Origin of the sequence: Actinomadura oligospora ATCC 43269, assembly GCF_000518265.1 — a bacterium.
Taxonomy (GTDB): Bacteria; Actinomycetota; Actinomycetes; order Streptosporangiales; family Streptosporangiaceae; genus Spirillospora; species Spirillospora oligospora.
In genome coordinates this window covers 357,529-382,898 of the sequence record NZ_JADG01000007.1, presented here as the reverse complement: position 1 = coordinate 382,898, position 25,370 = coordinate 357,529, and the positions used below count along the sequence as shown (strand labels likewise).

Annotated in this window: 21 protein-coding genes; 8 read left to right on the top strand and 13 right to left on the bottom strand. The window is 72.5% G+C overall.

What is annotated here, in order from left to right; all coding sequences use genetic code 11:
- The first annotated feature begins 178 nt into the window (after positions 1–178).
- Both P696_RS44735 and P696_RS0111125 read left to right on the top strand, forming a co-directional pair.
- Positions 179–1,006 (top strand): ParA family protein, encoded by an 828-nt coding sequence (locus P696_RS44735; RefSeq protein WP_051467374.1) that lies wholly within the window; start codon positions 179–181, stop codon positions 1,004–1,006.
- Entirely contained in the window at positions 1,003–1,983 is a 981-nt protein-coding gene (locus P696_RS0111125) for a ParB/RepB/Spo0J family partition protein (protein ID WP_026412400.1), read from the top strand. Before P696_RS44735 ends, P696_RS0111125 begins: the two co-directional genes overlap by 4 nt.
- Before the next feature lie 577 nt (positions 1,984–2,560).
- Here P696_RS0111125 and P696_RS0111115 read toward each other — a convergent pair.
- From P696_RS0111115 to P696_RS0111105, 3 genes are all read right to left on the bottom strand, one after another.
- The gene (locus P696_RS0111115) at positions 2,561–3,502 is read right to left on the bottom strand and encodes a D-alanine--D-alanine ligase family protein (RefSeq protein ID WP_026412398.1); all 942 of its coding nucleotides are present in this window, start codon (positions 3,500–3,502) and stop codon (positions 2,561–2,563) included.
- A 273-nt stretch (positions 3,503–3,775) separates the two neighbouring features.
- On the bottom strand, positions 3,776–5,008 hold the full coding sequence (locus P696_RS0111110) for an aminotransferase-like domain-containing protein (RefSeq protein WP_084337301.1): 1,233 nt from the start codon (positions 5,006–5,008) through the stop codon (positions 3,776–3,778).
- Between the two features lie 91 nt (positions 5,009–5,099).
- Entirely contained in the window at positions 5,100–5,408 is a 309-nt protein-coding gene (locus tag P696_RS0111105; protein WP_026412396.1) for a hypothetical protein, read from the bottom strand.
- Between the two features lie 204 nt (positions 5,409–5,612).
- Between P696_RS0111105 and P696_RS0111100 the strand changes: the two genes are divergently transcribed.
- Entirely contained in the window at positions 5,613–6,230 is a 618-nt protein-coding gene (locus P696_RS0111100) for a GCN5 family acetyltransferase (protein ID WP_026412395.1), read from the top strand.
- 84 nt (positions 6,231–6,314) lie between these two features.
- Here the strand turns inward: P696_RS0111100 and trxA are convergent, their stop codons facing one another.
- Together trxA and trxB are read right to left on the bottom strand one after the other, a co-directional pair.
- Positions 6,315–6,629, bottom strand: a complete 315-nt coding sequence (gene trxA, locus P696_RS0111095; protein WP_026412394.1) for a thioredoxin — start codon at positions 6,627–6,629, stop codon at positions 6,315–6,317.
- A 76-nt stretch (positions 6,630–6,705) separates the two neighbouring features.
- Positions 6,706–7,695, bottom strand: coding sequence for a thioredoxin-disulfide reductase (gene trxB, locus P696_RS0111090; RefSeq protein WP_026412393.1), 990 nt, complete (start codon positions 7,693–7,695; stop codon positions 6,706–6,708).
- Positions 7,696–7,858: 163 nt separating this feature from the next.
- Between trxB and P696_RS0111085 the strand changes: the two genes are divergently transcribed.
- Complete coding sequence (locus P696_RS0111085; RefSeq protein ID WP_026412392.1) at positions 7,859–8,431, top strand: dienelactone hydrolase family protein; 573 nt, start codon at positions 7,859–7,861, stop codon at positions 8,429–8,431.
- A gap of 207 nt (positions 8,432–8,638) precedes the next feature.
- On the opposite strand, the gene P696_RS0111080 is transcribed toward P696_RS0111085, so the two are convergent.
- The 6 genes from P696_RS0111080 to P696_RS44725 all read right to left on the bottom strand — a co-directional run bounded on the left by P696_RS0111080 (position 8,639) and on the right by P696_RS44725 (position 17,926).
- Positions 8,639–9,424: an anti-sigma factor family protein gene (locus P696_RS0111080; protein ID WP_026412391.1), complete on the bottom strand. Its 786-nt coding sequence runs from the start codon at positions 9,422–9,424 to the stop codon at positions 8,639–8,641.
- On the bottom strand, positions 9,424–10,044 hold the full coding sequence (gene sigM / locus P696_RS0111075) for an RNA polymerase sigma factor SigM (protein WP_026412390.1): 621 nt from the start codon (positions 10,042–10,044) through the stop codon (positions 9,424–9,426). The genes P696_RS0111080 and sigM overlap by 1 nt, the downstream gene beginning before the upstream one ends.
- Positions 10,045–10,363: 319 nt before the next feature.
- The gene (locus P696_RS0111070; protein WP_026412389.1) at positions 10,364–12,082 is read right to left on the bottom strand and encodes a protein kinase family protein; all 1,719 of its coding nucleotides are present in this window, start codon (positions 12,080–12,082) and stop codon (positions 10,364–10,366) included.
- Positions 12,083–12,534: 452 nt separating this feature from the next.
- The gene (murJ, locus tag P696_RS0111065) at positions 12,535–14,274 is read right to left on the bottom strand and encodes a murein biosynthesis integral membrane protein MurJ (protein WP_245627604.1); all 1,740 of its coding nucleotides are present in this window, start codon (positions 14,272–14,274) and stop codon (positions 12,535–12,537) included.
- Positions 14,252–17,134: a DUF6049 family protein gene (locus tag P696_RS44730; protein ID WP_211245694.1), complete on the bottom strand. Its 2,883-nt coding sequence runs from the start codon at positions 17,132–17,134 to the stop codon at positions 14,252–14,254. Before P696_RS44730 ends, murJ begins: the two co-directional genes overlap by 23 nt.
- Positions 17,135–17,365: 231 nt before the next feature.
- Entirely contained in the window at positions 17,366–17,926 is a 561-nt protein-coding gene (locus P696_RS44725) for an aminoacyl-tRNA deacylase (protein WP_064743994.1), read from the bottom strand.
- Positions 17,927–18,373: 447 nt separating this feature from the next.
- Between P696_RS44725 and P696_RS0111050 the strand changes: the two genes are divergently transcribed.
- Genes P696_RS0111050 through P696_RS0111040 form a run of 4 tightly spaced genes read left to right on the top strand, consistent with a single transcriptional unit; the run spans position 18,374 to position 22,588 of the window.
- On the top strand, positions 18,374–19,861 hold the full coding sequence (locus P696_RS0111050) for a CCA tRNA nucleotidyltransferase (RefSeq protein ID WP_026412387.1): 1,488 nt from the start codon (positions 18,374–18,376) through the stop codon (positions 19,859–19,861).
- Positions 19,858–21,177 (top strand): adenosylmethionine--8-amino-7-oxononanoate transaminase, encoded by a 1,320-nt coding sequence (locus P696_RS0111045; protein ID WP_026412386.1) that lies wholly within the window; start codon positions 19,858–19,860, stop codon positions 21,175–21,177. The genes P696_RS0111050 and P696_RS0111045 overlap by 4 nt, the downstream gene beginning before the upstream one ends.
- Positions 21,108–21,299, top strand: coding sequence for a pentapeptide repeat-containing protein (locus tag P696_RS59245; RefSeq protein WP_425394145.1), 192 nt, complete (start codon positions 21,108–21,110; stop codon positions 21,297–21,299). Before P696_RS0111045 ends, P696_RS59245 begins: the two co-directional genes overlap by 70 nt.
- Positions 21,296–22,588 carry an MFS transporter gene (locus tag P696_RS0111040; RefSeq protein ID WP_026412385.1) on the top strand — a complete coding sequence of 431 codons (1,293 nt, stop codon included), beginning with the start codon at positions 21,296–21,298 and terminating at the stop codon, positions 22,586–22,588. The genes P696_RS59245 and P696_RS0111040 overlap by 4 nt, the downstream gene beginning before the upstream one ends.
- Here the strand turns inward: P696_RS0111040 and P696_RS0111035 are convergent.
- Entirely contained in the window at positions 22,557–23,237 is a 681-nt protein-coding gene (locus P696_RS0111035; RefSeq protein ID WP_026412384.1) for a hypothetical protein, read from the bottom strand. The genes P696_RS0111040 and P696_RS0111035 overlap by 32 nt on opposite strands.
- Before the next feature lie 172 nt (positions 23,238–23,409).
- A complete protein-coding gene (locus P696_RS0111030) occupies positions 23,410–25,299 on the bottom strand; it encodes an ABC transporter substrate-binding protein (protein ID WP_245627603.1) in 1,890 nt (629 codons plus the stop codon).
- Positions 25,300–25,370: the final 71 nt, after the last annotated feature.

Below are 25,370 nucleotides of genomic sequence, written 5' to 3'. Positions count from 1 at the left end.
GTGGGGAAACACGACGTCCGGAACCGCGGAGACCGTCGGCTACGTCCCGACGGGAGGCGGAGGCGCCACGCTGCCCGCCCCGCGCCAGGGACACACTCAGGGGGAGTCGGAACTCGTGCGCGAGGCGCTGAAGGACGCCAAGGTTTCACATGAAACCTCCGTGACCGCGCTCAAGGTGATGCCGGGCAGTGGCCGCCGGGATGCCGAATGGCCCCGGCCGAGCCGCTGCCGGATCATCTCGGTCGCCAACCAGAAGGGCGGCGTGGGCAAGACGACCACGTCGGTGAACCTCGCCGCGTCGCTGGCGCTGCACGGCGCCCGCGTCCTGGTGGTCGACCTGGACCCGCAGGGCAACGCCTCCACCGCCCTGGGCGTGGACCACCACGCGGACATCCCGTCCATCTACGACGTCCTGATCGAGGACACGCCGCTGGCCGACATCGTCGTCCCGGCGCCGGAGATCCCGAACCTGTACTGCGCCCCGGCCACGCTGAACCTGGCGGGCGCGGAGATCGAGCTGGTCTCCAAGGTGGCCCGCGAGTCCCGGCTGCGCCGGGCGCTGGACGCCTACGACACCGACGGCTTCGACTACGTGCTCATCGACTGCCCGCCGTCCCTCGGCCTGCTCACGGTGAACGCCCTGGTCGGCGGGGACGAGCTGCTGATCCCGATCCAGTGCGAGTACTACGCGCTGGAGGGCCTCGGGCAGCTCGTCCGGACGGTGGACCTGGTCAAGGCGCACCTCAACCCGCAGGTGAACATCTCCACGATCGTGCTGACGATGTACGACGCGCGGACGCGGCTCGCCGCGCAGGTCGCCGAGGACGTCCGCGCCCACTTCGGGGACGTCGTGCTGAACACCGTGATCCCGCGCAGCGTCCGGGTCTCCGAGGCCCCGAGCTACGGCCAGTCCGTGATCACCTATGACCCCGGCTCCAGCGGCGCGCTCGCCTACAGCGAGGCCGCCTCGGAGATGGCGCACCGCTGGGTGGAGGCCGCCCAGTGAGCAAGCCGCCGCGCGGGCTGGGCCGTGGGCTCGGCGCCCTGATCCCGACCGCTCCGCCGCCTCCGCCCGCCGCCGGGCCGTCCGCGTCCCCCTCCGCCGGACGCGACGTCCAGGCGGACGGCGCGTACCCGGAGGCACAGGCGGTCGCGGGCGCGCACTTCGCGGAGATCCCGCCGCGCGGGATCCGGCCGAACCCCCGCCAGCCCCGCGAGCACTTCGATGAGGAGGCGCTGCGGGAGCTGTCGGAGTCGATCTCCATCGTCGGGCTGCTCCAGCCGATCGTCGTCCGGCGCGTCCAGGACGACACCGAGCACGACTACGAGCTGATCATGGGCGAGCGCCGCTGGCGCGCCGCCCAGCTGGCCGGCCTGGACGCGATCCCCGCGATCGTCCGGGACACCGGCGACGACGCGATGCTCCGGGACGCCCTCCTGGAGAACCTGCACCGGCAGCAGCTCAACCCGCTGGAGGAGGCGGCCGCCTACCAGCAGCTCCTGGAGGACTTCGGCGCCACCCACGAGCAGCTCGCCGGACGCATCGGACGGTCCCGTCCGCACATCACCAACACGCTGCGCCTGCTGAACCTGCCGCCGAACGTGCAGCGCCGGGTGGCCGCGGGCGTGCTGTCGGCCGGCCACGCCCGCGCCCTGCTGTCGCTGGACAGCGCCGAGGCGCAGGACCGCCTGGCCCAGCGCATCGTCGCCGAAGGGCTCTCCGTCCGCGCCGTCGAGGAGATCATCGCCACCCGTGAGGCCGACGAGGAGCCGAAGGCGCCCCGCGTCCGTGGCAAGCGCCCCACCGCTCCCGCCCTCCAGCACCTGGCCGACCGGCTCTCCGACCGGTACGAGACCCGGGTCCGGGTCGACATGGGGAGCAAGAAGGGCAAGATCGTCGTCGAGTTCGCCACCCTGGAGGACCTCGACCGCATCATCAAGTCGATGGCCCCCGGTGACAAGGGCGTCGAAGACGACGACTGACCGGCCTTCCTCTCAACGCCCGCCCCGCTCCACCGAGGCGGGCGTTTCGCTTTCCCGGCCGTCCTCGCCCTCCCGCCTGCCCTCCGACTTCCTCCCGGCCCTAGCCCTTCCCGCCAGACCCTCGTCCGCCCCGCCAAACCCCCGTCCGCCCCGCCAGGCCCTCGTCCTCCTCCAGGCGCTAGAAGCGAGACCCTCGCCGGCAACCTCCAGGAGGTCGGCCGGTTGTCGCCGCTCCCGCCGTTTCACGTGAAACACGCCGCCGCTCTCCGAGGGGCCGTCCCGCCCGGTGGCGCGAGCTTCGCTGTCTTGGGTCAGTTTGCCGAGGTGCATCTGGAGGACGGCGGCGTCGAAGTAGGGGAGTGGCCGATGCCTTGTTTCACGTGAACGCCGCCGTTCCCGCCGGACGTGGCGAAGATGCCACCGGCGCCGCCACCGGCGTAGCCGCCCGCGCCCGAGGCTTCCGCGTTGGCGCTTCCCCCGACCCCGCCGACGGTGATCAACGCACGGCGCGCCAGTTGTGCCCACCGGAGTCGCGCCCCTCGTCCCTGAAGGTCGGCGCTGTACAGGGGGCGGTGTTTCACGTGAAACGGCGACGGAGGAGGGATTCGCAGAGCGGGCCGAGGGAGAGCCCCGCGGCGGTGACGGCTCGGGGGAGGAGGCTGGTCTCGGTCATTCCGGGGGCGACGTTGACTTCGAGGAAGTGGACGCCTCCCGCGGCGTCCACGATGAGGTCGGTGCGGGAGAGGTCGCGGAGTCCGAGGGCGCGGTGTGCGGTGAGGGCGGCGTGGGTGGCGGCCTCGGCGGCCCCGGGGGAGAGGCGCGCGGGCGTCACGAACTCCGTGTCGCCCGCGTCGTAGCGGGCGGTGTAGTCGTAGCGGCCGTTCGGGGTGACGATTTCGACGGCGGGGAGGGCGCGTGGACCGTCCGGGCCGTCGATGACGCTGACGGCGATCTCGGTGCCCTCCACGTAGCGTTCGACGAGGGCCGCGTCGCCGTAGGCGAAGCAGGAGACGAGCGCGGCGGTGAGGTCCTCGGCCTTGTGGACGGCGGACGCGCCGAGCGCGGAGCCGCCGCGGGTGGGCTTCACGAAGAGCGGCAGGCCCAGTCGAGTGACGATCAGGTCCTGGACGGCGGCGGCGCCGAGGTCGTGGAAGAGCTCCTTGGGGAGCGCGACGGAGGCGGGCGTGCGCACGCCGGCGCGGGCGACGACGGACTTCGCGGAGGGCTTGTCCCAGGCGATCCGGCAGGCGTCCGGGCGGGCGCCGATGTAGGGGATCCCCACGAGTTCGAGGATGTCGCGGATCGCGCCGTCCTCTCCCATGGCGCCGTGCAGGACGGGGAAGACGACGTCCGGCGGGTCCGTGGCGAGGAACTCCAGGAGGTTGGCGTCGGCGTCCCGGAGTTCGACGGGGATGTCCAGGGTTCGCAGGGCGTCGGTGACGCGGCGGCCCGAGCGCAGCGAGACCTCGCGCTCGTAGGAGAGTCCTCCGGCGAGTACGACGACGTGAGTGAATTCCACTGCGGTTCCTTCAGGGTGGATCAGGAGCGTGCTGGACGGCACCCATCATGGAGGCTGCCGCCGTTTCACGTGAAACGGGCCCGTGTGTCGGCGGGTTTATCCACAGAACGCGCTTCAGGTTCCATCGTGACGCCGCGTCCGGCGAGCATGGACGCATGAGGCGTTCGAGACGACAGCGAGAGCACCTGGCGGGCTGGCGAGCACGAGAAAGGCCGCGCCCTCCGCCTGATGAGCAGACGGAGGGCGCGGCCCGGGGATCGGAAGGGAGGGGGATCAGACGACTTCGGGGCCTGGGGTGTCCACGCCCCCTGAAACGTGGTGGCCGACGCCTCCGAAGGTGTCGCGGGTGCGCAGCTCGTTCTCGATGACACCGGCCAGGCGGCGGACGCCTTCGCGGATGCGGTCCGGCTCGGGGTAGCAGTACGAGATGCGCATGTCGCGGCGGCCGTTCCCGTCGGCGTAGAAGCCGGTGCCGGGAACGTAGGCGACGCGCTCGGCGATGGCGCGCGGAGCCATCGCCTTGGCGTCCAGTCCTTCGGGGAGGGTGAGCCAGACGAAGAAGCCACCGGCCGGACGCGTCCACGTACATCCCTCGGGCATCAGCGTGTCCAGGGCGTCCAGCATGGCGTCACGGCGCTCGCGGTAGAGCTGACGGAACTCCTTGATCTGCTCGCGCCACGGCTGCGTCGCCAGGTACTCCCGGACGGCCAGCTGGGAGAAGCTGGAGTGGCAGAGCACCGCCGACTCGGCCGCGAGGACGAGTTTGGCGCGCACCGCGTGCGGGGCGAGCGCCCAGCCCACCCGCAGGCCGGACGCGATCGTCTTGGAGAACGTGCCGAGGTAGATCACGCGCTCGGAGTCGTCGGCGCGCAGGGCCCGCATGGGCTCCCCGTCGAAGCCGAGAAGCCCGTAGGGGTTGTCCTCGATGATGAGGATGTCGTGCTCGGCCGCGAGCTCCAGGAGACGCGTGCGACGGTCGGCGGTCAGCGTCACGCCCGCCGGGTTCTGGAACGTGGGCACGGTGTAGAGGAACTTGACCGTGCGACCCTCCCGCCGCAGGCGCAGGAGGGTCTCCTCAAGCGCCTCGGGGACGAGCCCGCCCTCGTCCATGGCGACGTGGACGACGTCCGCCTGATACGACGCGAAGGTGCCCAGCGCGCCCACGTAGGACGGCCCCTCGGCGAGGATGACGTCGCCGGGGTTCACGAAGATCCGCGTGACGAGGTCGAGTGCCTGCTGCGCGCCCACCGTGACGATCACGTCGTCCGCGCACGCCTGGACGCCCTCCAGCGCCATCACGTCGCAGATCTGCTCCCGCAGGCGGGGATCCCCCTGCGCGGAGGCGTACTGGAGCGCCTCGGCCCCGTTGCGCGCGATCAGCTCCCCGACCATCCCGCCGAACTCGTCCAGGGGCAGCGCCGACACGTACGGCATCCCCCCGGCCAGCGAGACCACCTCGGGACGCGAGGCCACGGCGAACAGGGCCCGGATCTCCGAAGGCACCATGCCGGCGGCGCGGTCGGCATAACGATCGGTGTAGGCATCTGAACGCGAGTGCTCCACGAGGCACCTCCAGGGGATCGGATGTCCCAGCAAACTACGGCATCGATCCCGTGCCGGCCGGGAGAACCCCCCGCATCCCCACGACCGGATCACCCCACACCCCCCAACCGAACCATCCCCCCACCCACCCGCCCACGCCCGGCCGATCGCCGACCGCGCCGCTGACGACCGTGCTGCTGACGACCGTGCTGCTGACGACCGCGCCGCTGACGACCGCGCCGCTGACGACCGTGCTGCCCACGACCGCGCTGCCCACGACCGCGCCGCTGACGACCGCGCCGTCGAGCGTCGCGCTGCGGAGCGCCGCGCTGCCGCCAACCGCGCCGCCGCCAACCGCCGCCAACCGCGCCGCTGCCGACCGCCGTGCTGCCGACCGCCGTGCTGTCGACCATCGCGCCCTGGTCGACTGGTGGAGGTGCCAGGTCGTCGGCAGTGGCGTGCGGCTCGGTGGCCGGGAGTTGGTGAGTGGGGGGTTTGGGGGAGGTGGGGTCGCTACGATGCCGGGGCGGGCTCGGGGTGCTGTGGTGGCTTGTGGGCGGGGGTTCTGGTGTCGCGTCGTCTCGTCAACATCACGCTGGACAACCTGGACGATCTGCCGCGGCGGTGTCGCGGGTGCGTGTTCTGGGAACTGGATCCGGCGGGGTTCGAGCGGGCGGTGAAGGCGGGCGACCCGGGGCTGGAGAAGGAGGCGTGGGTCTCGGCCACGCTGCTGGAGTGGGGCTCCTGCGGGAAGATCGCCTATGTGGACGACGTGCCCGCGGGGTTCGTCCTGTTCGCGCCGCCGCTGTACGTGCCGCGGTCGATCTCGTTCCCGACGAGTCCGGTCAGCGCGGACGCCGTGTTGCTCATGACGGCCCACATCGTGCCGGACTTCGCGGGCGGCGGGCTCGGGCGGATGCTCGTCCAGGGCGTCGCGAAGGACCTCGTCCGGCGCGGCGTGAAGGCGGTCGAGGCGTTCGGCGACCTGAAGGGGGAGGACGGGGCCTGCATGGTGCCCGCCGACTACCTGCTCTCGGTCGGATTCAAGACCGTCCGGCCGCACCACCGGTATCCGCGGCTCAGGCTCGAGTTGAAGTCCGTCCTGTCGTGGCGTGAGGACGTCGAGGTGGCGCTGGAGCGGCTTCTCGGCTCCATGACCCCAGAGGGCATCCTTCGTCCGGTCTGAGGGCTTCTGAGAGACGCGGCCCGGACGGCGAGGGCCCCGCTTCCGGACGGTGGAAGCGGGGCCCTCGGGGCGCTGAGACGGTTCTCAGATGAAGTCGGCGAGCTCACGCAGCATGGCGGCCTTGGGCTTGGCGCCCATGATCTGCTTCACGACCTCGCCGCCCTTGTAGACGTTCATGGTCGGGATCTGCATGATGCCGTACTCGGCGGGGACCTTCGGGTTCTCGTCGATGTTCATCTTGACGATCTCGATCTTGTCGCCGTGCTCCGCGGAGATCTCCTCCAGGATCGGCGCGACCATGCGGCACGGGCCGCACCACTCGGCCCAGAAGTCGACCAGGACGGGCTTGTCGTTCTGGAGGACGGCGGTGCCGAAGTCCTTGTCGGTCACGGCTTTCATGGAGTCTCCCTTGGTTCTCGTACTACGGACGGCGCGGCGGCCCCCGCCACCGCACCGGACGGCGTTCGGGCGCCGGTCAGCCCTCGCCGGCGAGGACGACCGGGTCGGTCTGCGGGACGATCTCGGCCTCGCCCTGGTCCTGCAGCCAGTGCTCGGCGTCGATCGCCGCGGCGCAGCCCGTGCCGGCCGCGGTGATCGCCTGCCGGTAGGTGTGGTCGACGACGTCGCCGGAGGCGAACACGCCGGGCAGGTTGGTCCTGGTGGTCGGCGCCTCGACGACCAGGTAGCCCTCGTCGTCGGTGTCGAGCTGGCCGGAGAACAGGTCGCTGCGCGGGTCGTGGCCGATCGCGATGAACAGGCCGGTGACCGCGAGGTCCTCCTCGGTGCCGGTCTTGACGTTCCGCAGGCGGACGCCGCTCAGCTTCGTCTCGCCCTGCAGCTCGGCGACCTCGCTGTCCCAGACGAACCGGATCTTGTCGTTCTTGAACGCGCGGTCCTGCATGATCCGGCTGGCGCGCAGCTCGTCCCGGCGGTGCACGACGGTGACCGTCCGGGCGAACTTGGTCAGGAAGATGGCCTCCTCCATCGCGGTGTCGCCGCCGCCGACGACCGCGATGTCCTGGTCGCGGAAGAAGAAGCCGTCGCAGGTCGCGCACCAGGAGACGCCGCGTCCGGACAGCGCGTCCTCACGCGGCAGGCCCAGCTTGCGGTGCTGCGAACCGGTGGCGACGATCACCGCGTGCGCGCGGTAGACGTCGTCGCCGACCTTGACGATCTTCGGGTTGGACTTCAGGTCGACCTCGGTGACGTCGTCGGTGATCAGCTCGGCGCCGAACCGCTCGGCCTGCTTGCGCATGCCGTCCATCAGGTCCGGGCCCATGATCCCGTCCGGGAAGCCGGGGTAGTTCTCCACGTCGGTGGTGTTCATCAGCGCGCCGCCGGCGGTGACCGAGCCCTCGAAGAGCAGCGGCTTCAGGTCACCACGGGCCGCGTACGTGGCGGCCGTGTAGCCGGCGGGGCCGGACCCGATGATGATGACGTTGCGGACGTCGTCGCTCACTGTCACAGTGCCTTTCTCGGTGGCTTTCGGTACCGGAGGGGCGGGAACGCCGGGCCGTCTCAGAGATCCCCGGAGCCGTTCCGGACCGCCAGTCGCGTCAACCGATCCTAGAGCCCGGAGATTCCCGCCCGTCCCGGGACGGGGTTGGGCTGGACATAAGCTTGCCCACATGGCGCGGATTCTTCTCCTGCACTCCATGTACGGGCTCCGGCCCGCCGTCCACCAGGCCGCCGACCGGCTGCGCGAGCACGGTCACGAGGTGCACGTCCCCGACCTCTACGGCGGGCGTGTCGTGGACGACCCGGACGAGGCGATCGAGATCAAGGAGGAGATCGGCCGGGACGAGCTCCTCAAGCGGGCCATCGCCGCGGCGGCCCCGCTGTCGGCGGGCGGGATCGTCTACGCGGGCTTCTCCCTCGGCGGCGCGCTCGCGCAGAACCTCGCCCTCGGGGACAAGAACGCGCGGGGCCTGCTGCTGATGCACGGCACGTCCGACATGGCCGACGACGCGTCCGCCATGGACCTGCCCGTGCAGCTCCACGTGGCCGATCCCGACACCTACGAGCCGGTCGACTGGCAGAACGCGTGGTATCTGCGGATGCGGCGGGCGGGCGCGGACGTCGAGGTCTTCCGCTACCCCGGCGCGGGGCACCTGTTCACCGATCCCGATCTGCCGGACTACGACGAACAGTCCGCCGAGCGCGCCTGGGCGATCGCCGAGGACTTCCTCAAGACTCTCTGAACGAATCCTGAAGAGCGGCTCCAGGAAGCCGCTCCCGAGGGGTTCTCTGAGCGGCGTTCTCCAGAAACGGGTCCGAACGGGAGCGACGGCACGCTCCTTAGGATGCTTCCTGGCGAAGGCCCAAAGATGTCAGCGAGCGCGTCCCGTGAATGAAAAACGACGGCCGTCCGGGCGCCGGACGGCCGTCGTCTGATCTCGGGGCCAGGGTCAGCCGGACACCTGGGTGTGACTGATCAGTTGCCGGTCCTGCGGGGTGCAGGTCGGCCGGACGATCCACACGTCGTAGCGTCCCTGCGAAGGGCCGGGCAGCGCGATGATCGTCGCCGGTGCGCCGTCGTAGCGCGCCTGATCGACCAGCAGGGGCCGGACGGCCCGGGCGACGGCCGCCACGCACTGCTGGACGGACGTGGCCGTCGCGCCCTGCACGGTCATCTGCCGGGCGGGCTCGCCGACCGAGTGCGCGATCTGCGAGCCGAGCGACGCCGCGTGGTAGTCGGTGCCGGTCGTCACGATCGCGTAGCCGCCGGCCGCCGCCGAGGGCGCGCTGCCGCCGGGCCCGCCGGCCAACGCGTGGTCCGGCCCCGACGGGTCGGTCACCGGGGACGAGACGTTGGCGCTGCCGTCATGCGAACCGCCGCCGCGCACGAGGGTCGTTCCGACCGCCGTTCCGCCGCCGAGCACGACCACCGCCGCGGCAGCGGCGGACAGGACCCGCCAGTGCCGCTGTTTGCGCCGCTGTTCCAGGCTCACCACGGTGGCGGTGTGCAGCGACTCGGCGGCCAGGGCGGAGTCGATCCGCTCGGCCAGCTCGGCGGGCATGGACGGGAGGGGCGCCTCCGCCAGGATCCGGGACACGTCCGCAAGGTCGGCGGACAGGTCCCGGCACTCGGCGCAGGTGTCGAGGTGCGCGTTGGCGGAGGCGGCCAGGTCGTCTTCGAGCAGTCCCTCGGCGAGGTCGGCCAAGGTGTCGTAGTCGAGATGCGGGGATTTCATCAGGGTGCGCCACCTCCTTCCACACCTCCGACGTTCCGGGCGTCCTTTCGGTTCCGATGCTGGCGGAGGAGTGGCGCGAGCCTCGCGCGTCCACGGGCGCACCGCGACTTGATCGTCCCAGGTGGGACCTCCAGAACGGCCGCCGCGTCGTCGACCGAATAACCCATCATGTCCACCAGGACGAGCGCCGCGCGCTGCTCGTAAGGCAGCTGCGTCAGGGCCTGCCGGACGTCCAGGGAGACCCCGTGGGCGTCCGTGGGGTCGGGCATCTTGGGCGCGACGGCGTCGAAGGTCGCGTCGTCCCCCATGGGCGTGGCCGGACGCACCGAGCGGCGGCGGATCCGGTCCAGGCAGGCGTTGACGACGATGCGGTGCAGCCAGGTCGTGACGGCGGCGTCGCCGCGGAACCGGCCCGCGGCGCGGAACGCCGAAAGGCAGGCGTCCTGGAGCGCGTCGGAGGCCTCGTCGGGGTCGCCGAGGGTGCGCAGGGCGACGGCCCACATGCGGTCACGGTGCCGGTGCACGAGCTCGGCGAAGGCGTGCGGGTCCCCCTGGGCGTGCCGGGCCAGGAGCTCCTTGTCGGGGACCTCGCCCACCCGCGGCGTGCTCACCGATGCCATGACCGCACGCCTTCGCTGGTCACCGGACGTCCGGGAGCGGCCGCACCTGCTGAGGAAGACACCACAGATTCCTGGGGGGAGGGGACATTCTGCTCACAGGAACGATACCGAGAGACTCCGTCAGACGTCACAACCCGGAAACACGACGGCGCGATCGCCACCCCATCGTTACCGGTCCAGAGCCACCCGAACCGGACCACGGTGCCTCTCGAAGCCACCTGCCCCACCGCGACGCCCCGGCGGAGGACGGTCGAACCCGGGCCGATTCCGTCCTCCACTCCTGGGATGCGCGCAACCTGGACGCCGCTCGCGACGCGCTCTAGCTCGCGGAACCGAGGATCGTGACCTCGCTCAGCTTCGCCTTGAACTGGTCGGGGACGGGGGTGGTGAACCAGACGCACACGTACTGGCCGGCCAGCTGCTTGTCGGCCTTGATCGTGAACGTGCCCGACTGGGAGCTTCCCTTGCCCGCGACGTGCAGGGCGCCGAGATCCTTGGTGTCGCCGACACGGATCTCCATCGGCGCGCCCGAGACGCCCACCGTGTTCAGGCGGACGCTGTCGACCTTGACCTTGCGGCCCATGTCGAAGACGACGCCGATGCCCTTGAGCAGCCTGCCGAAGTCGGCCCCGTGGTAGGTGGCGCTCTGCCAGAAGCGGCTGTGGCTGCCGCCGCCGTTCGTCAGGAGGTCGAGGTACTTGTCGGACTGGCTGTCGCGGCTCGAGCCGTCCTGGATCGAGTAGGCGTTCACCGCCTTCAGCGTGGTCGCGGCGGGCGCGGACGGCGAGGACGACTGGCCGTTTCCGGGGCCCGTGCCGTGCTGGGCCTGGCCCTTGTCCGGGTCGCCGCCGGACAGCGCCCACGCGCTGAGCCCGACCACGACCGTCAGGGCGGCCGCGGCGATGCCGATCAGGCCGCGGTTGACGGGCTTGCGGGGGGCGCCGTGGCGGGTGGACCGTCCGATCGCGGTGGTCGGCTGGGCCGGGGCCGCGCCGGTCGGCGCGGACGACGCCCGGCGCGGCGGAGCGGCCGGACGCGAGGGTGCGGGCTGCGCGGGCTGGGCCGCGGCGGGCGGCTGCCGGTACGCGGTGGTCGCCTGAGGGCCGGCCGGGGCCGGACGGGGCGTCGGCGCGGTGCCGAGCCCGGCGAACAGCGGCAGCGGGGTGCGCGGCACGCGGCGCAGCGCGGCGGCGAACTCGGCCGGGGTGGTGAGCGACTCGGCGTCCGGGCCGCTCGCGGGCGCGGGCAGGCCGAGGCTGCGGCAGACGATGTCGTCCACGGCGGACGGCACGCCCGCCTGCACCAGGCGCGGGGCCACGAGGACCGGGGGCTCGTCGGGCGCGGTGGCGTTCGCCGCGGCCCCCCGGTCCGGGGTGGTCACGGTGAGGTCGTGCGAGCCCGAGCCCCGGGAACCGTTGGAGCCGGACGAACCGGACGTCGGTGCGGCCGGGAGGGACGAGCGGGACGGCTCGCCCGGCCAGTGCGCGGTCAGCGCCGCGTAGAGCATGGACCCGAGGCCCCGGGTGTCCACGCCGGCGGGCGAGTCGGAGTAGTGGTCGGCCAGGACGGCGTCGGTCGCGACGCCGAGGACCTTGACCGTGCCGCCGGTCGTCCAGACCAGGTCGCGGGGGGACAGGCACAGGTGCGCCAGCCCGGCCGCGTGCGCGGCGGCGAGCGCCTCGGCCGCCTCGTACAACAGCGTGGTGGCGCGGCCCGGCTCCAGCGGGGCCTTGGCGAGCATCTGCTCCAGCGTCTCGCCGACGACCCACTCGCTGACCACGTAGGCGCGCTCACCCGAGTCGTCGGCGTCGAAGACCTGGGTGAGACGGGGGTCGGTCAGCCGGGACGCGGCGCGCGCGGCGGTGACGACCTCGTGGACGCGCGGGAAGCCGGGCTCGAACGTGCGGACGGCGACGGCGCGCGCGAGGATCTCGTCGATGGCCTTCCACAGGGACGAGCCACCCGAGTCCTTGATGCGTTCTTCCAGCCGGTACCGACCCGCGAAGCGGGCGCCGGGCTCGATGACGGACGTGCTCACTGCAGTGTCCAGCGCAGGTGGTCAGATCCCATGTTCGTGGCGTGGCAGCTTACGCCTCCGACCCTCCTCTTTGCAGTACCCAGGGTGTCGCCCCGCAAGCCGTAGTCCCCAACATGGTAGTGGCTAGCCCGCTCGTCGGTCGCCTTATCCGCGCGGGTGCCGTGGAGTTTGCCATGCCTTCCCGCGGGCCGCGGACGATACCCGCGAAGCGGACGGTCATGCGCGACCCGGGGGATGCTACCCGTGTCGGGCCGCCCCCGGGACCCGTCCGAGAATGCCCTGATCGGGGCCTCGTAGCCGCCCGATGCCGCTACCACCAGGCCACCTGATCCGGGACGCGCATGCGCATGAGGCCCGTCTTCCGCCTCGCGTGATCTGTGTCTCGTACGCGCACGTCCTGCCCCCACGTGTATGGACCCGCACACCCTGTACCGCCCCGCGCGGGGCGGGGGTCAGCGGCGGCCGGGGAGGCGGGACGAGACCATCGAGAGCATGCCCTGGACCTCGCCCACGCGCATGAGGCGGGCGAAGAGGAGGTACAGGACGCCGCCGCCCGCGCTGCCCACGATCAGGGCGAGCATGCCGGGCAGCAGGCCGCGGCCGAGCGCGGCGGCGATCACCGCGTGCACGGCGTAGGCGAAGCCGATCAGCGGCCAGAGGGCGACCGCCAGCTTCAGGTGGGTGCCGATCACCCGGCGGCCGTCCAGCCCGCCGAGCTTGCGGCGCAGCACGATCCAGCAGACCAGGGTGCCGACGACGTTGGCGAGCGCGAACCCGCCCGCGATCCCGACGATGATCCACTTGGGCGGCAGCAGGTAGAAGGCCCCGACCGCGCAGAGGATGTTCGTGGTGACCGTGGCGAACGCGATGAACGCCGGGGTGCGGGTGTCGTTGTGCGCGTAGAACACGCGCAGCATCAGCTGGTAGGACGAGAACGGGACGAGCGCGACCGCGAACGCCTGCATGACGCGGCCGATGACCTCGGCGTCCGACACCGAGGTGGAGCCGTGCGCGAACAGCACCACGGAGATCTCCGGGCCGAGCACGGCCATCAGCGCCGCCGCCGGCAGGATGATCACCGAGGACAGCCGCAGCCCGGACGAGAAGTCGTCCCGGACCAGGTGGGACGCGCCCTCGGAGGCGTGCCGGGACATCCGCGGCAGCAGCGCGGTGATCACCGACACCGCGACGATCGCGTAGGGCAGCTGGAAGATCATGTACGCGGTGGAGTACGAGCCGTAGCCGTACACGTCGCCCACGCCCGCGTTGTGCGCCTTGGTGCCCGCGCTGTTGGACAGGGCCGTGATCACCGTGAACGCGGCCTGCGTCAGCATGACGTAGAGGAGCGTCCAGCCGGCGAGCTTGCCGACGCCGCTGATCTCGCCCTTCTGGAAGTTCAGCTTCGGCCGCCACCGGAACCCGACCCGGCGCAGCGACGGCCACAGCGCGATCGTCTGCAGCACGATGCCGCCGGTGGTGCCGACCGCGAGCAGGTAGAACTCGGTGTCGCTGATCGTGGACGCGCCGACCGACGCGCCGCTGGACACCCACAGGAAGGCCCCGCCGACCGCGATCATGACGACGTTGTTGAGCACCGGCGCCCACATCGGCGCGCCGAACGATCCGCGGGTGTTCAGGATCGCGCCCGCGAACGCGCCGATCCCGTAGAAGAAGATCTGGGGCAGGAAGAACAGCGCGAACAGGATCGCGATCTTCCGCTCATCCCCGTGGTAGGACGGCGCCGACAGGGTGATCAGCAGCGGCGCGGCGAGCATCGCCAGCACCGACAGCCCGCCGAGGCCGAGCACCGACAGGGTGAACACGCGCTGCTCGTACTGCTCGCCGTAGGCCTTGTCACGTTCCTTGGCGCGGACCAGCAGCGGCACGATGACGCTGGTCAGGATGCCGCCGAGCAGCAGGTCGTAGATCTGGTTCGGGAAGGTGTTGGCGGTGTTGTAGATGCCGAGGAGCGCGCCGTTGCCGAGCGCGGCGACGATCGCCGCCGTCCGCAGGAAGCCGGTCACGCGGGACGCGACCGTGCCGAGCGCCATCATGGCGCCCGACTTCAGCAGGCTCGACCCGCCTCCGCCGCCGTCGCCCCCGCCGGTCTCGGCGGGAGGGGCGGTCGGCGCCTCGGTTCCGGGCGGGATCGGCAGGTCGAGCGCGGTCTCAGCGGCCGTGCCCATCCCCATCGGCGGACGACCCGGTTCCGGTCCCGGCCCCGGGATCCGTCCCGTTCCCGGCGTTCCCGGCGCCTGGAACCGACCCGGGTTCGGAGTCCGCCCCATCCCCGGCGGCATGCCCGGCCCCGGTCCTTGACCCGGACCGTGTGCCGAACCAGCCTCCGGTCCCGGCCCACTCGTCGGCGTCCGGCGTCCCGGCGTCGGCATCTGCACCGTCGGCTGACGGTTCTGCCCCGGCTGGGGGCCAGCCGTCCCGTACGGTGGCGCGGGAGTCGTTCCCGGAGCGTGGTGCCGACCCGGCGCCGTTTCCTGACGCGTGACGTCCTGAGGCCGCCCCGGATACCCCTGCCCCTGCCCCGGACGGCCGGTGTTCGGCTGTCCCGTATTCGGCGGGGGCGGCGTCCTCTGCTGGTCCCACTGGGTATTCGGAGGGCTCTGCCGGTATCCCGGCGGAGGCGTCTGCCCGTGCGGAGGGTTCTGCGGCTGACCTGGAGGCCGGCCCGGAGCCCCGCCCTGTGGACGGCCCTGCGGGTATCCCGGCTGCTGCTGGGGCGTCTGCGGGTGCCCCGGCGCTCCCGGGGCCCGCGGGGGCTCCTGTTCCGGGTTCGGGTAGCCCGGAGTCTCCTGCGACCAGGGGTTCTGCTCCGGGGTAGTAGGGCCCCGGCGCTCCGGTCGCTGGTTCCGTTCCGGTCGGTCCGTCACCGGCTGCCTCCGCTTTCCGGCGGCGCCTCGCTCGCATGGCCCGCACTCCGACGCCCACGAAGAGTACGGCAAGTGCGCCGCCCGTGATGACGAGCGATGTCCGTCCATACCCGGTCGTCCGGACGGTGATGACGTGCGGTTCGCCGTACTCGCGGCCGTCGGCGGACGCCAACTGCACCAGGAGCCGGAACCGCCCGTTCCCGTTGGCGGTGACCGGCAGGTTCCGGGTGACCTTGTCGCCCGGTTTGAGGTCGATCGGGGAGCGCCCCTCCAGCTTGCCGATCTGGAGCTTGGCGGTGTTCTCCGACGCGACGTTCACGATCACCCGGACGGTCTGGTCCGGCAGGTCGTTGGCGACCGTGATGTGCACCATGCCGGAGTTGCCCGCCAGCCCGGTCTGCCCGCTGATCACCCGCACCCGGCCGGTGTCGTCGGCCAGCTCGGAGCTGACGCGGCGGCGCGCGGCGTACGCGGCGGACGGCTTGCCGCGCCACGACACCGACTCCAGCCGCAGCACCGCCCGCTGGTACACGGGGCTGGGCGAGTTCACCACGATCGAGGCGAAGGAGTTGGCCTCCTGCTGGATCCGGTGCACCTGGTCGAGGTAGCCGCGGCCGAGCTCGTACCCCTCGTACTCGTTCGGGTAGCCCTTCGGCTGGCGTTCCTCGGGCTGCGTATGGGCGATCTTGTCGAGCGAGGCGGTGCTCAGCCACGGCATGGTCGCGGTGTCGGCGAGCAGCTGTTTGGCCAGGTCGGCGGGCGGGTTCCAGTGCCGTCCGGGCGCGACGACGAGCGTCCGGCCCGCGGTCTGCGGCCGCTCGGCCGTGATCATCGCGGTCTCGGCCAGGAAGCGCTGCTCGGTCAGCACCTTCGCGCCGGGCGCCCGGGTGTTCTGGTCGAGGATGTCGGCGAGCTTGTCGTCGTAGGTGAGGACGGTGTGCGTCCGGTTGTCGATCTCCGTCGTCGTCACCGCGTTCGCCGTGTAGCCGCTGGCGGCCGGGGTGAACGCGTTGTCGCTGCTCATCAGGATCGGCCCGCTGCCCACCCGGCCGTGCCTGACCAGCTGCTTCAGCGTGCTGGGGCCCGCGACGCCGGCCGGCGGCCACGCCATCGCCGTGCTCGGCTGCGCGCCCAGCACGGACGGGGCGATCTGCGCGTTCTGGTAGGCGAGCGCGACCTGGTTGTTCTGCTTGTTGCGGACGAGCGCGACCACGTCCGGGTCGGCGTAGGGCAGCGCGAAGTACTGGTCGGACTTCATCGCCGACTTGAGCGACTTCAGCCAGCCCTCCGCGGCGGCGCTCTTCGGCGTCTTGACCGAGGTGTCCTCGCGCAGGCCCTGGACCTGGTAGGGCCCGCTCGCCATCTGGCGCGCGTCGTCCAGCAGGGCCGGGTCGACGGCCCAGGTCACCGGGGTCCTGGTGGAGGCGGCGGCGGAGACCAGGCCGGACAGGCGGCCGTCCTTGCCCATCTGGGTGTTCAGGTCGTCGTCGGTGAACCCGTCCGCGGCGGTGCGGTGCTGCCGGTCGATCAGCGGCCAGACCCAGCCGACCTTGACCGGCTTCACGTCTCCGGCCTTCGGGGCGAACGTCACGAACGTGATGACCCCGGCGACGACCTCCTGCGCGGCGTTCACGACCTCGACGCCGACCGGGTACACGCCGAAGCTCCGCATCCCGATGTCGGCGGTGTTCGCGCTGAGGGAGAAGGACTGGGAGCCGTTCGGCACGGCCGCCTTGGCGAGCGGGACGGACCTGGTCCCGACCCCTCTGAGCAGCGCGGACGGCTGCCCGGCGGCGTACCGCTCCAGCTGGGCGCGGGAGCTCAGCGGGGTGCCGTTGTAGCGCATCCGGACGGTCAGCCCGGTCTGCTGGTGCCCGGTGCGGTTCTCGACGGTGCCGGTGATCTGCACCTTGGAGCGCTTGCCGGACGCCTCGGCGGCCTTGGGGCTGACGGTCGCCAGCGCGAGCGACACCTTCCCCTGCCGCGCCTGGCCCGGCTCGGCCGCCGCGTCGGGCAGCGCGGGCTCGGCGGCCAGCGCGCTGGTCATGATCTTCGCGTCGGTCGCGGTCGTCCCGCCGGACGGCAGGGCGAACGCCCCCGGCGCGGTGCTCCCGAGAAGGCAGGGCACCAGTGCGGCCAGGGCCGCCACGCGTCCCGCCGCTCTCACGCCGCGCCAGCCCGGGGACCGCCTCGAAGCGGCCGGGCGTCCAGTCTCCGCACCACGGGCTCGATGGTATCCGCGCCCAGGCTCCCGTCCGACCGTCTGAGCCCCCCGCCCGCCCGACTCGTCGCCGAGATCGACATTCCGGCGACTCCTGATTCACAGGGGGCCATCCCCCGTTCCGGCGCGCCGGACACCGGCCCGGCCTGATCGGCATGGGCGGCCCGACCGGGTTGATCAGCGGCCGGACGTCCTCAGCTCGCGCGGGTCGGCGGGTTCGATGATCAGGGACGGGGCCTGGGGAGGCGGGAAGAGGCGGCAGGGTTTGGCGGAGGTGAGGAGGCGGAGGTCGGCGACGCGGATGCCGAGGGCGGTGGACGGTTCGCCGGTCGCGGTGTAGACGACGTCGTCGGGGGAGCGGGACTCGATGATCCGCCGGTCGATCAGGAGCGGCATCGCGTCCGGCAGGAGGAGGGGGGAGACCAGCCCGGCGGCGTATTCGGTGACGGCGTTGACGGTGTCGGCGCGGGCCGGACGGACCTGGCGGGCGCCCACCTCGCGCCGGACGGCCTCCTGGAGGGGCTGGCGGCCCGCGCACACCACGGCCCCGGCCAGGAAGCGGTCGCCGCGGAAGACGGCCTCGCAGGCGTAGACGCGGGTCACCAGACACCGCTCCGCCGGGAGTCCGAGCGCCTCGGGGAGCTCGTCGGCGGTCGCGATCCCGAAGGGCAGGCGCACGATCTCGTGCCGTGTCTCCCCGCCGAGCAACGCGCGGTGGATGGTGAGGGCGTCCTTCATCTCCGGCTCCGTCCCGCGGGGCCCACACCCCGCATCCGGTGGGTGATCCGTTTCCCCGTGAGCCACTCTGTGAGGGGCCTCCCCACATACCCGTGCGTCCGGTCCCGATGCGCGTCGCCGCGCCCCGGACGTCCCAAACCCCGTTCCGCCGCGGCTCTCCGGCGTCGCCCGGCCGCCTCGCGCGTCCGCGGGATCCACTCCGCTCGGCGCGTCCCTGGCCCGGCCGGGTCCGCCCGCACCGGATCCGCCACGGTCGGTGCGGCACCCGCGGTGGACCGCGCGCCCGGGGTTCCCCGCTACCGTTGTCACGGAGGATCACCGTCGGCCGCGCGGGCGCTCGCGGGGTGATCAGAACGTAACCCGGCTATCGCGCCATGTATAGAGGCGTCGAGGGGGTCGCGGCGGTGAATAGCGCTTTGTCAGCAGTCGACCGAGGACATACGCTCGATGGCCGTGCCTGATCCCAACGCGATCCCGAACGCCCCCGACGCCGGCAGGGCCGCGATCACCGAGCTGCTGTCCCGCGTCGCCCCGGTCGCCGAGGACCTGGCCGGACGGTTCGCCGCCGCCGGACACGAGCTCGCGCTCGTCGGCGGTCCCGTCCGCGACGCCCTGCTGCGCCGTCCGACCAAGGACGTCGACCTCACCACCGACGCCCCGCCCCAGCGCGTCCTGGAGCTGATCGACGGCTGGGCCGACGCGGTCTGGACGATCGGCATCGAGTTCGGCACGGTCGGCCTGCGCAAGGACGGCCACGAGCTGGAGATCACCACCTACCGGTCGGAGACCTACGACCCGAGGTCCCGCAAGCCCGAGGTGTCCTACGGGACGTCCCTGGTGGAGGACCTGCGCCGCCGCGACTTCGCCGTGAACGCGATGGCGGTCAAGCTGCCCGGGTACGAGTTCGTCGACCCGTTCGGTGGCCTGGAGGACCTCGGCCGCGGCCTGATCCGCACGCCCGGCCTGCCCGAGGACTCCTTCAGCGACGACCCGCTGCGGATGATGCGCGCCGCCCGGTTCGCGTCCCAGCTGGGCTTCACGGTCGCGCCGGACGTCGTCGCCGCGATGACCGGGATGTCGTCCCGGATCGAGATCGTGTCGGCCGAGCGCGTCCGGGACGAGCTGTCGAAGCTGCTGTGCGGCGCGCACCCGCGCGAGGGCCTGGCGCTGCTGGTCGACACCGGCCTCGCCGCGCACGTCCTGCCCGAGCTGCCGAAGCTGCGGCTGGAGATCGACGAGCACCACCGTCACAAGGACGTCTACGAGCACTCGCTGATCGTCCTGGAGCAGGCCATCGCGCAGGAGGAGGACGGCCCGGACCTCGTGCTCCGCCTGGCCGCCCTGCTGCACGACATCGGCAAGCCCAAGACCCGCCGGTTCGAGACGGGCGGGCGCGTCTCCTTCCACCACCACGAGATGGTCGGGTCGAAGATGGCGCGCAAACGGCTCACCGAGCTGCGCTACCCGAAGGACGTCATCGGCGATGTGTCCCGGCTGGTCGAGCTGCACCTGCGGTTCCACGGCTACGGGACGGGCGAGTGGACCGACTCGGCCGTCCGCCGGTACGTCCGGGACGCGGGGCCGCTGCTGTCCCGCCTGCACAAGCTGACCCGCGCCGACTGCACCACGCGCAACAAGCGCAAGGCCGAGCGGCTCCGCCGCACCTACGACGAGCTCGAGGTGCGGATCTCCCGGCTCGCCGAGGAGGAGGAGCTCGCCGCGATCCGGCCCGAGCTGGACGGCAACGAGATCCAGGAGATCCTCGGCATCCGTCCCGGCCCGATCGTCGGGAAGGCCTACAAGTTCCTGCTCGAGCTGCGCCTCGACCAGGGACCGGTCGGGAAGGACGCGGCCACCGAGGCGCTGCGCGCGTGGGGTGCCGAGCAGGGCGTCGTCCCGGCCGGGGCCCCGTCGGACTCCGGGAGCGAAGGATGATCGACCTCCAGCTCGGGCGGATGAGCCCCCAGGCGGCGGAGGACCTGACGGCCTTCGACCGCGAGCACATCTGGCACCCGTACGCGCCGATGCCCGCCGCGGTCCCGGCGGTCCCGGTGGTGTCGGCGGCCGGGACGCGGCTGACCCTCGCGGACGGCACGGAGCTGATCGACGGGATGTCGTCCTGGTGGGCGGCGATCCACGGCTACCGGCACCCGAAGCTGGACGCGGCGGTGACCGCGCAGCTGGGGAAGATGGCGCACGTGATGTTCGGCGGGCTGACGCATCCGCCGGCCGTCCGGCTGGCGCGCAAGCTGGTCGACCTCACGCCCGGGCCGCTGACCAAGGTGTTCTTCGCCGACTCCGGCTCGGTCGCGGTCGAGGTCGCGATCAAGATGGCGCTGCAGTACTGGCGGTCGCAGGGTCGGCCGGAACGGCACCGGCTGCTGACCGTCCGGGGCGGCTACCACGGCGACACGTTCGGCGACATGGCCGTCTGCGACCCGGTCAACGGCATGCACCACCAGTTCTCCGACGTCCTCGCGCGGCACGTGTTCGCGGACGTCCCGCCGCTCGGCTACGACACCGAACCGGACGCCGGCTACCTGGACGGCCTGCGCCGCCTCGCCGCCGAGCACGCGCACGAGATCGCCGGAGTGATCGTCGAGCCGATCGTCCAGGGCGCGGGCGGGATGCGGTTCTACGCGCCCGAGTACCTCCACGCGTTCCGCGAGGTCGCCGACGAGCTGGGCGTCCCGCTGATCCTGGACGAGATCGCCACCGGCTTCGGCCGCACCGGCGAGATGTGGGGCTGCGACCACGCCGAGGTCGTCCCGGACATCATGTGCGTCGGCAAGGCCCTGACCGGCGGTTACATGACGATGGCCGCGACGCTGTGCACCGACGAGGTGGCCCGGACGATCACCGGGGGCGAGGCGGGCGTGCTCATGCACGGCCCGACCTACATGGCGAACCCGCTGGCCGCGTCCGTGGCGTCCGCGTCGATCGATCTGCTGCTGTCCCGCGACTGGCGCTCCGAGATCGACACGATCGAGGCCGTCCTGACGGCGGGCCTGGAGCCCGCGCGCGAGCTGCCGGGCGTGGCCGACGTCCGCGTCCTGGGCGGCATCGCGGTGATCGAGATGGACGAGCCGGTGGACATGCCGACCGTCCAGGACACCGCGATGGCGCACGGCGTCTGGCTGCGTCCCTTCGGGAAGCTGATCTACGCGATGCCGCCGTACGTCTGCACCGAGGACGATCTGGAGCACATCGCGGACGCCATGTTCGCGGCGGCGGCCGAGCCCCGCCCCTGACCGGCACGTGTCGGACGGGCGCGCGCCTGAGCGGCGCGCGCCTGACCGGCGCGTGTTTGAGCGATACGTGCCTGACCGGCGTGGCCCTGAGGGGTGCCGCGCTGACTAAAGTGATCGGATGAGGGCTGGGGAGCTGCGGCGGATTCTGGGCGGACGGTACTTCCGCCGCCTGTACGCCGTGCGCCTGGTCTCCCAGCTCACCGACGGCGTCTTCCAGGTCGCGCTGGCCGGATACGTGTTCTTCTCGCCCGAGCGGCAGGCGTCGGCGGGCAAGGCGGCGGCGGCGTTCGCGATCACCCTGCTGCCGTACTCGGCGCTCGGCCCGTTCGCGGGCGTGTTCCTGGACCGCTGGCGACGCCGCCAGATCCTCGCGCGCGCACCGGTGCTGCGCTCGGCGGTCGTCCTGCTCGTCGCGGCCATGGTCGCGGTCGACGCGGACGGCCTGCCCTTCTTCGTCGGCGGCCTGGCCGTCCTCGGGGTGAACCGGTTCTTCCTGTCCGCGCTCTCGGCGGCGCTCCCGCACGTCGTGCGGCGCGAGCAGCTCGTCACGGCCAACGCGTTCGCCGTGACGTCCGGGACGATCATCGCGTTCGTCGGGGCGGGCCTCGGCTACCTGATGCGCGGCGTGTTCGGTGCGGGCCCGGACGGCACCGCGCTCATCCTCGTGGCCGCCGCCGCGATGTTCATGCTCGCCGGGGCGCTCGCCCTGCTGCTGCCGCGCGACCTGCTCGGACCGCACGCGGGCGAGCCGACCGGCGGCGGGACGGCCCGGGAGGTGCTGCACGGCCTGGTGGACGGCGCGCGGCACATCGCGCGGCTCCGTCCGGCGGCGCTGGCGCTCGGCGCGATCTCGTTCCACCGGTTCCTGTACGGCGTCGTGCTGATGCAGACGCTGCTGCTGTGCCGGGGCCACTTCACCGGCGACGCCGAGGAGGGGCTGCGCGTCGCCGCGATCATGCTCGGCGTGTCGGGCGTGGGCTACTTCGCCGCCGCCCTGGTCACCCCGGCGGTCGTGCGGCGGATCACCAAGCAGGCGTGGATCACGGTGCTGCTGGCGGGCGGCGGGGCGTGCGTGCTCGTGCTCGGACTGCCGTTCCAGGAGATCGCGTGGGCGGCGGCGTCGTTCGCGCTGGGCGTCACCTCGCAGGGCGTGAAGCTGTGCGTGGACACGATCCTCCAGGAGACCGTCGAGGACGCCTACCGGGGACGGGTCTTCGCGGTCTACGACATGCTCTTCAACGCCACGTTCGCCGCGTCGGCGGCGCTCGCGGCGAGCTGGCTGCCCACGAGCGGCGTCTCGGCCGGGACGGTCGTCGCGGTCGCCGCCGTGTACGTGCTGGGCGCGCTGGCCTACCGCGCCGCGTCCAACCGGGGGACCGTCATCGCAGACGTTCCTCGAAACGCCGCCTGAGCGGGCCGAAGTCGTCCTCGGGGAACAGGGCGGGCAGCGTGTCGAGCGTCCGCTCCAGCCGGGCCCGCACCCGGTCGAACTCCTCCGACGCGAGCGGCGCTGCGGTGAAGAGGAACTGCCAGTCGAAGGCGCCCCGGGTGAGCGTCAGCGCGTCCATGTACTCGCCGTACCCGATGTCCAGCTTCCAGTCGGCGTACCGGATCGTGGACCACCACAGCTCCGGTTCGGTCCCGCCGGGGCGCGGCCGTATCCCGGCGAGGCTGCCCGTGCCGGTGATCGGATGCTCGTCGATGATGCGCAGCTCCGAGGACGAGAAGAGCTCCCCGTCCAGCCAGGAGTCGATGCGCGACTCGTAGCCCTGCGGCTTCGCCGCCGCGAGGTGCGTCAGGAAGAACTCTCCATGGACGCCGGACTCCTCGGCGCTCCACTGGCGTCCCAGCGTGCGGAACCGGTGGAAGCGGTCGGCGAGGCCCGCCGGGGCGGTGGCGCCGGTGTTCCCGGCCAGCGTTGCCCACGCGGCCTCGGTGTCCGTGACCGCCGCGTCGATGCCGCCGTCGAACCGGTACGAGACTCTGATCGCCGGATGGTCGTCCAGCGCGGCGCACAAGGCGTTCCATCGGGCCTCGTAGGCGTTCGGGGCGACGGCCATGGCACCTCCGCTGGGATGATCAACCGGAGCGGAGGACAATACCTCACCAAAGACGTCGAAACCCCTATTCAGTACGGGATCGCGGCGGGACGGCCCCCCGGCCCGCTACAGCCTGAGCAACTCCTCGGCGGTGCCGCTGAGGACCCGGCTAGCGAGGAACAGGGGTAGGAGGTCACTGGGCGAGGCGGACGTGGGTGTAGTCGTATCCGGCGGACGTCGGGAGGAAGAGGGCGTCGCGGACGCGGGACGACATGAAGATCGTGTGTGAGCGGTCGAGCAGCGGGAGGATCGCGGCGTCCCCGGTCGCGGTGCGGTCGGCCTGCCGCCAGGCGTCGGCGGCCCTCGCCTCGGACGGCGCCGTGAGCGCCTGGTCGATCAGCGCGTCCACCCGCGGGTTCTCGTAGCCGCCGAAGTTCGTGGAGCCCGGGCCGAGCGAACGCCCGGACAGCAGGGGGAGCAGCACCGAGCGGCCGTTCGAGCCGTACCAGTCGGGCGTCCAGCCGGGCGCGGCGATGTCCCACGCGCCCGCCGCGCCGCGGGCGGGGTCGGAGAGCGTCCGGGCGTAGAAGCCGCCGCCGGTGTCCGGGAACAGGACGGCCCGGACGCCGCAGGCCGCGAGGTTCTGCCGCAGCGACTCGGCGATCAGCCGGTGGACGCTGTTCACGCGGTACGGGAACCGGAATGTCAGACCCCGCGGATAGCCTGCCGAGGCCAGCAGACGGCGGCAGGTGGCGGGGTCGCCGGAGTCGTCGGGCGTCGGGAACGGGTCGGCGGGCGCGTACCCGGTGGTGCCGGGCGGGATGACCGTGTGCAGCGGGCGGGCCACGGCCGGCCCGCCGACGATCTTGACCAGGGCGGAGCGGTCGACCGCGTAGGCGAGGGCGCGGCGCACGTTCCGGTCGGCCAGGGCGTGTCCGTTGTTCGGGCTGCGCAGGTTGAAGACCACATAGGGGCTGGTCGAGGGCGCTTCCCGGACGGCGAACCTTCGGTCGCGGCCGGACCGCAGCCGCGGCAGCGCCGAGGAGGGCACCGGCTGGTCCCAGGCGAGGTCGGCCGCGCCGGTCTCCAGCTGCTGCTGCACGGCCTCGGGCGAGTCCTGCCCCAGCGTGATCCGGATGCGGTCCACGTGCCGTTCGCGCAGCGGGTCGCTCCCGGCACGCCACGCCGGGTTGCGGGTGAGCAGGAACGAGGTGTTCGGACGGTACTCGGAGATTCGGTACGGGCCGTCCGAGATCGTGTGCCGCCTGAAGACCGGTCCGTCCGGCAGGTGGCCGTCGTACTCGCGCGGCGCGGCCGCGGTGTACTCGAGCGTGAGGAGGCTGAGGAAGTCGGAGGCGGGCCTGACCAGGCGGAACACCAGCGTCCGGTCGTCGGTGGCGCGCACGCCCTCGATGTCGTGGCCGTTCTGGTAGGCGGCGAACGCGGCGGCGGCACGCGCGTCCGCGTCGGACGAACCGGACGTGGCCGCGCTGACGCCGTGCGCCCCGAGACGCGCGTACCCCCGGCAGTAGGCGTCCATGCCGCGCAGCGTCGAGGTGAAGTAGCCCGTCCCGGCGGACGGCACGGCCGGATTGCAGAGCCGCTTGAACCCGCGCACGAAGTCCGGCGCGGTGACCGGGCGCGGCGGCGCGGTGTCCCACAGGACGCCGCCGCGCAGCCGGACGGTGTAGGTCAGGCCGTCCGCGCTGACGCCGCCGTTCGCGCGGGTCGGGAGCCGCTCCGCCACGTCCGGGCGCACGGGGACGGTCTCGGCGAACACGTTGGACGCGATCGTCCCGAACAGCGTGCGCGCGAACGTCCGGCCCAGCCCGCGCGCGCCCACGCTCTCCGCCGACGCCGGGTCCAGGTGCTCGACGTCGGACGACCCGACGACGCGCAGCGTCCCGCCGTCCCGGGGCACCCCGGCGTGGCGCGCGTCGGACCGCCCCGGCCAGCCCCCGCAGCCCGCCGCGACCCCCGCCATCACGGCGACCGCCACCACCGTGATCGTCCGCCCCGGCGTCCGGTCCGGGGAGAACCGGGCGGGGGGACGGCGGACGGGGCGCCACGCCGGTGCTGACATCGGAGCCTCCCGGAGATATCACGCGGGGTGTCAGGGTAGAGCCAGAGCGTGACAACGGGCGCTGTATGCCG

Bases quoted from the DNA above. Each gene is read 5' to 3' on its own strand.
- sigM (WP_026412390.1), bottom strand. From the start codon at position 10,044: ATGGCATCGGTGAGCACGCCGCGGGTGGGCGAGGTCCCCGACAAGGAG.
- P696_RS0111110 (WP_084337301.1), bottom strand. From the start codon at position 5,008: ATGGTGCCTTCGGAGATCCGGGCCCTGTTCGCCGTGGCCTCGCGTCCC.
- P696_RS44735 (WP_051467374.1), top strand. From the start codon at position 179: ATGCCGGGCAGTGGCCGCCGGGATGCCGAATGGCCCCGGCCGAGCCGC.
- P696_RS0111040 (WP_026412385.1), top strand. From the start codon at position 21,296: ATGAGGGCTGGGGAGCTGCGGCGGATTCTGGGCGGACGGTACTTCCGC.
- P696_RS0111050 (WP_026412387.1), top strand. From the start codon at position 18,374: ATGGCCGTGCCTGATCCCAACGCGATCCCGAACGCCCCCGACGCCGGC.
- P696_RS44725 (WP_064743994.1), bottom strand. From the start codon at position 17,926: ATGAAGGACGCCCTCACCATCCACCGCGCGTTGCTCGGCGGGGAGACA.
- P696_RS0111030 (WP_245627603.1), bottom strand. From the start codon at position 25,299: ATGTCAGCACCGGCGTGGCGCCCCGTCCGCCGTCCCCCCGCCCGGTTC.
- P696_RS0111080 (WP_026412391.1), bottom strand. From the start codon at position 9,424: ATGAAATCCCCGCATCTCGACTACGACACCTTGGCCGACCTCGCCGAG.
- trxA (WP_026412394.1), bottom strand. From the start codon at position 6,629: ATGAAAGCCGTGACCGACAAGGACTTCGGCACCGCCGTCCTCCAGAAC.
- murJ (WP_245627604.1), bottom strand. From the start codon at position 14,274: ATGGGGATGGGCACGGCCGCTGAGACCGCGCTCGACCTGCCGATCCCG.
- P696_RS0111035 (WP_026412384.1), bottom strand. From the start codon at position 23,237: ATGGCCGTCGCCCCGAACGCCTACGAGGCCCGATGGAACGCCTTGTGC.
- P696_RS0111085 (WP_026412392.1), top strand. From the start codon at position 7,859: ATGGCGCGGATTCTTCTCCTGCACTCCATGTACGGGCTCCGGCCCGCC.
- P696_RS0111045 (WP_026412386.1), top strand. From the start codon at position 19,858: ATGATCGACCTCCAGCTCGGGCGGATGAGCCCCCAGGCGGCGGAGGAC.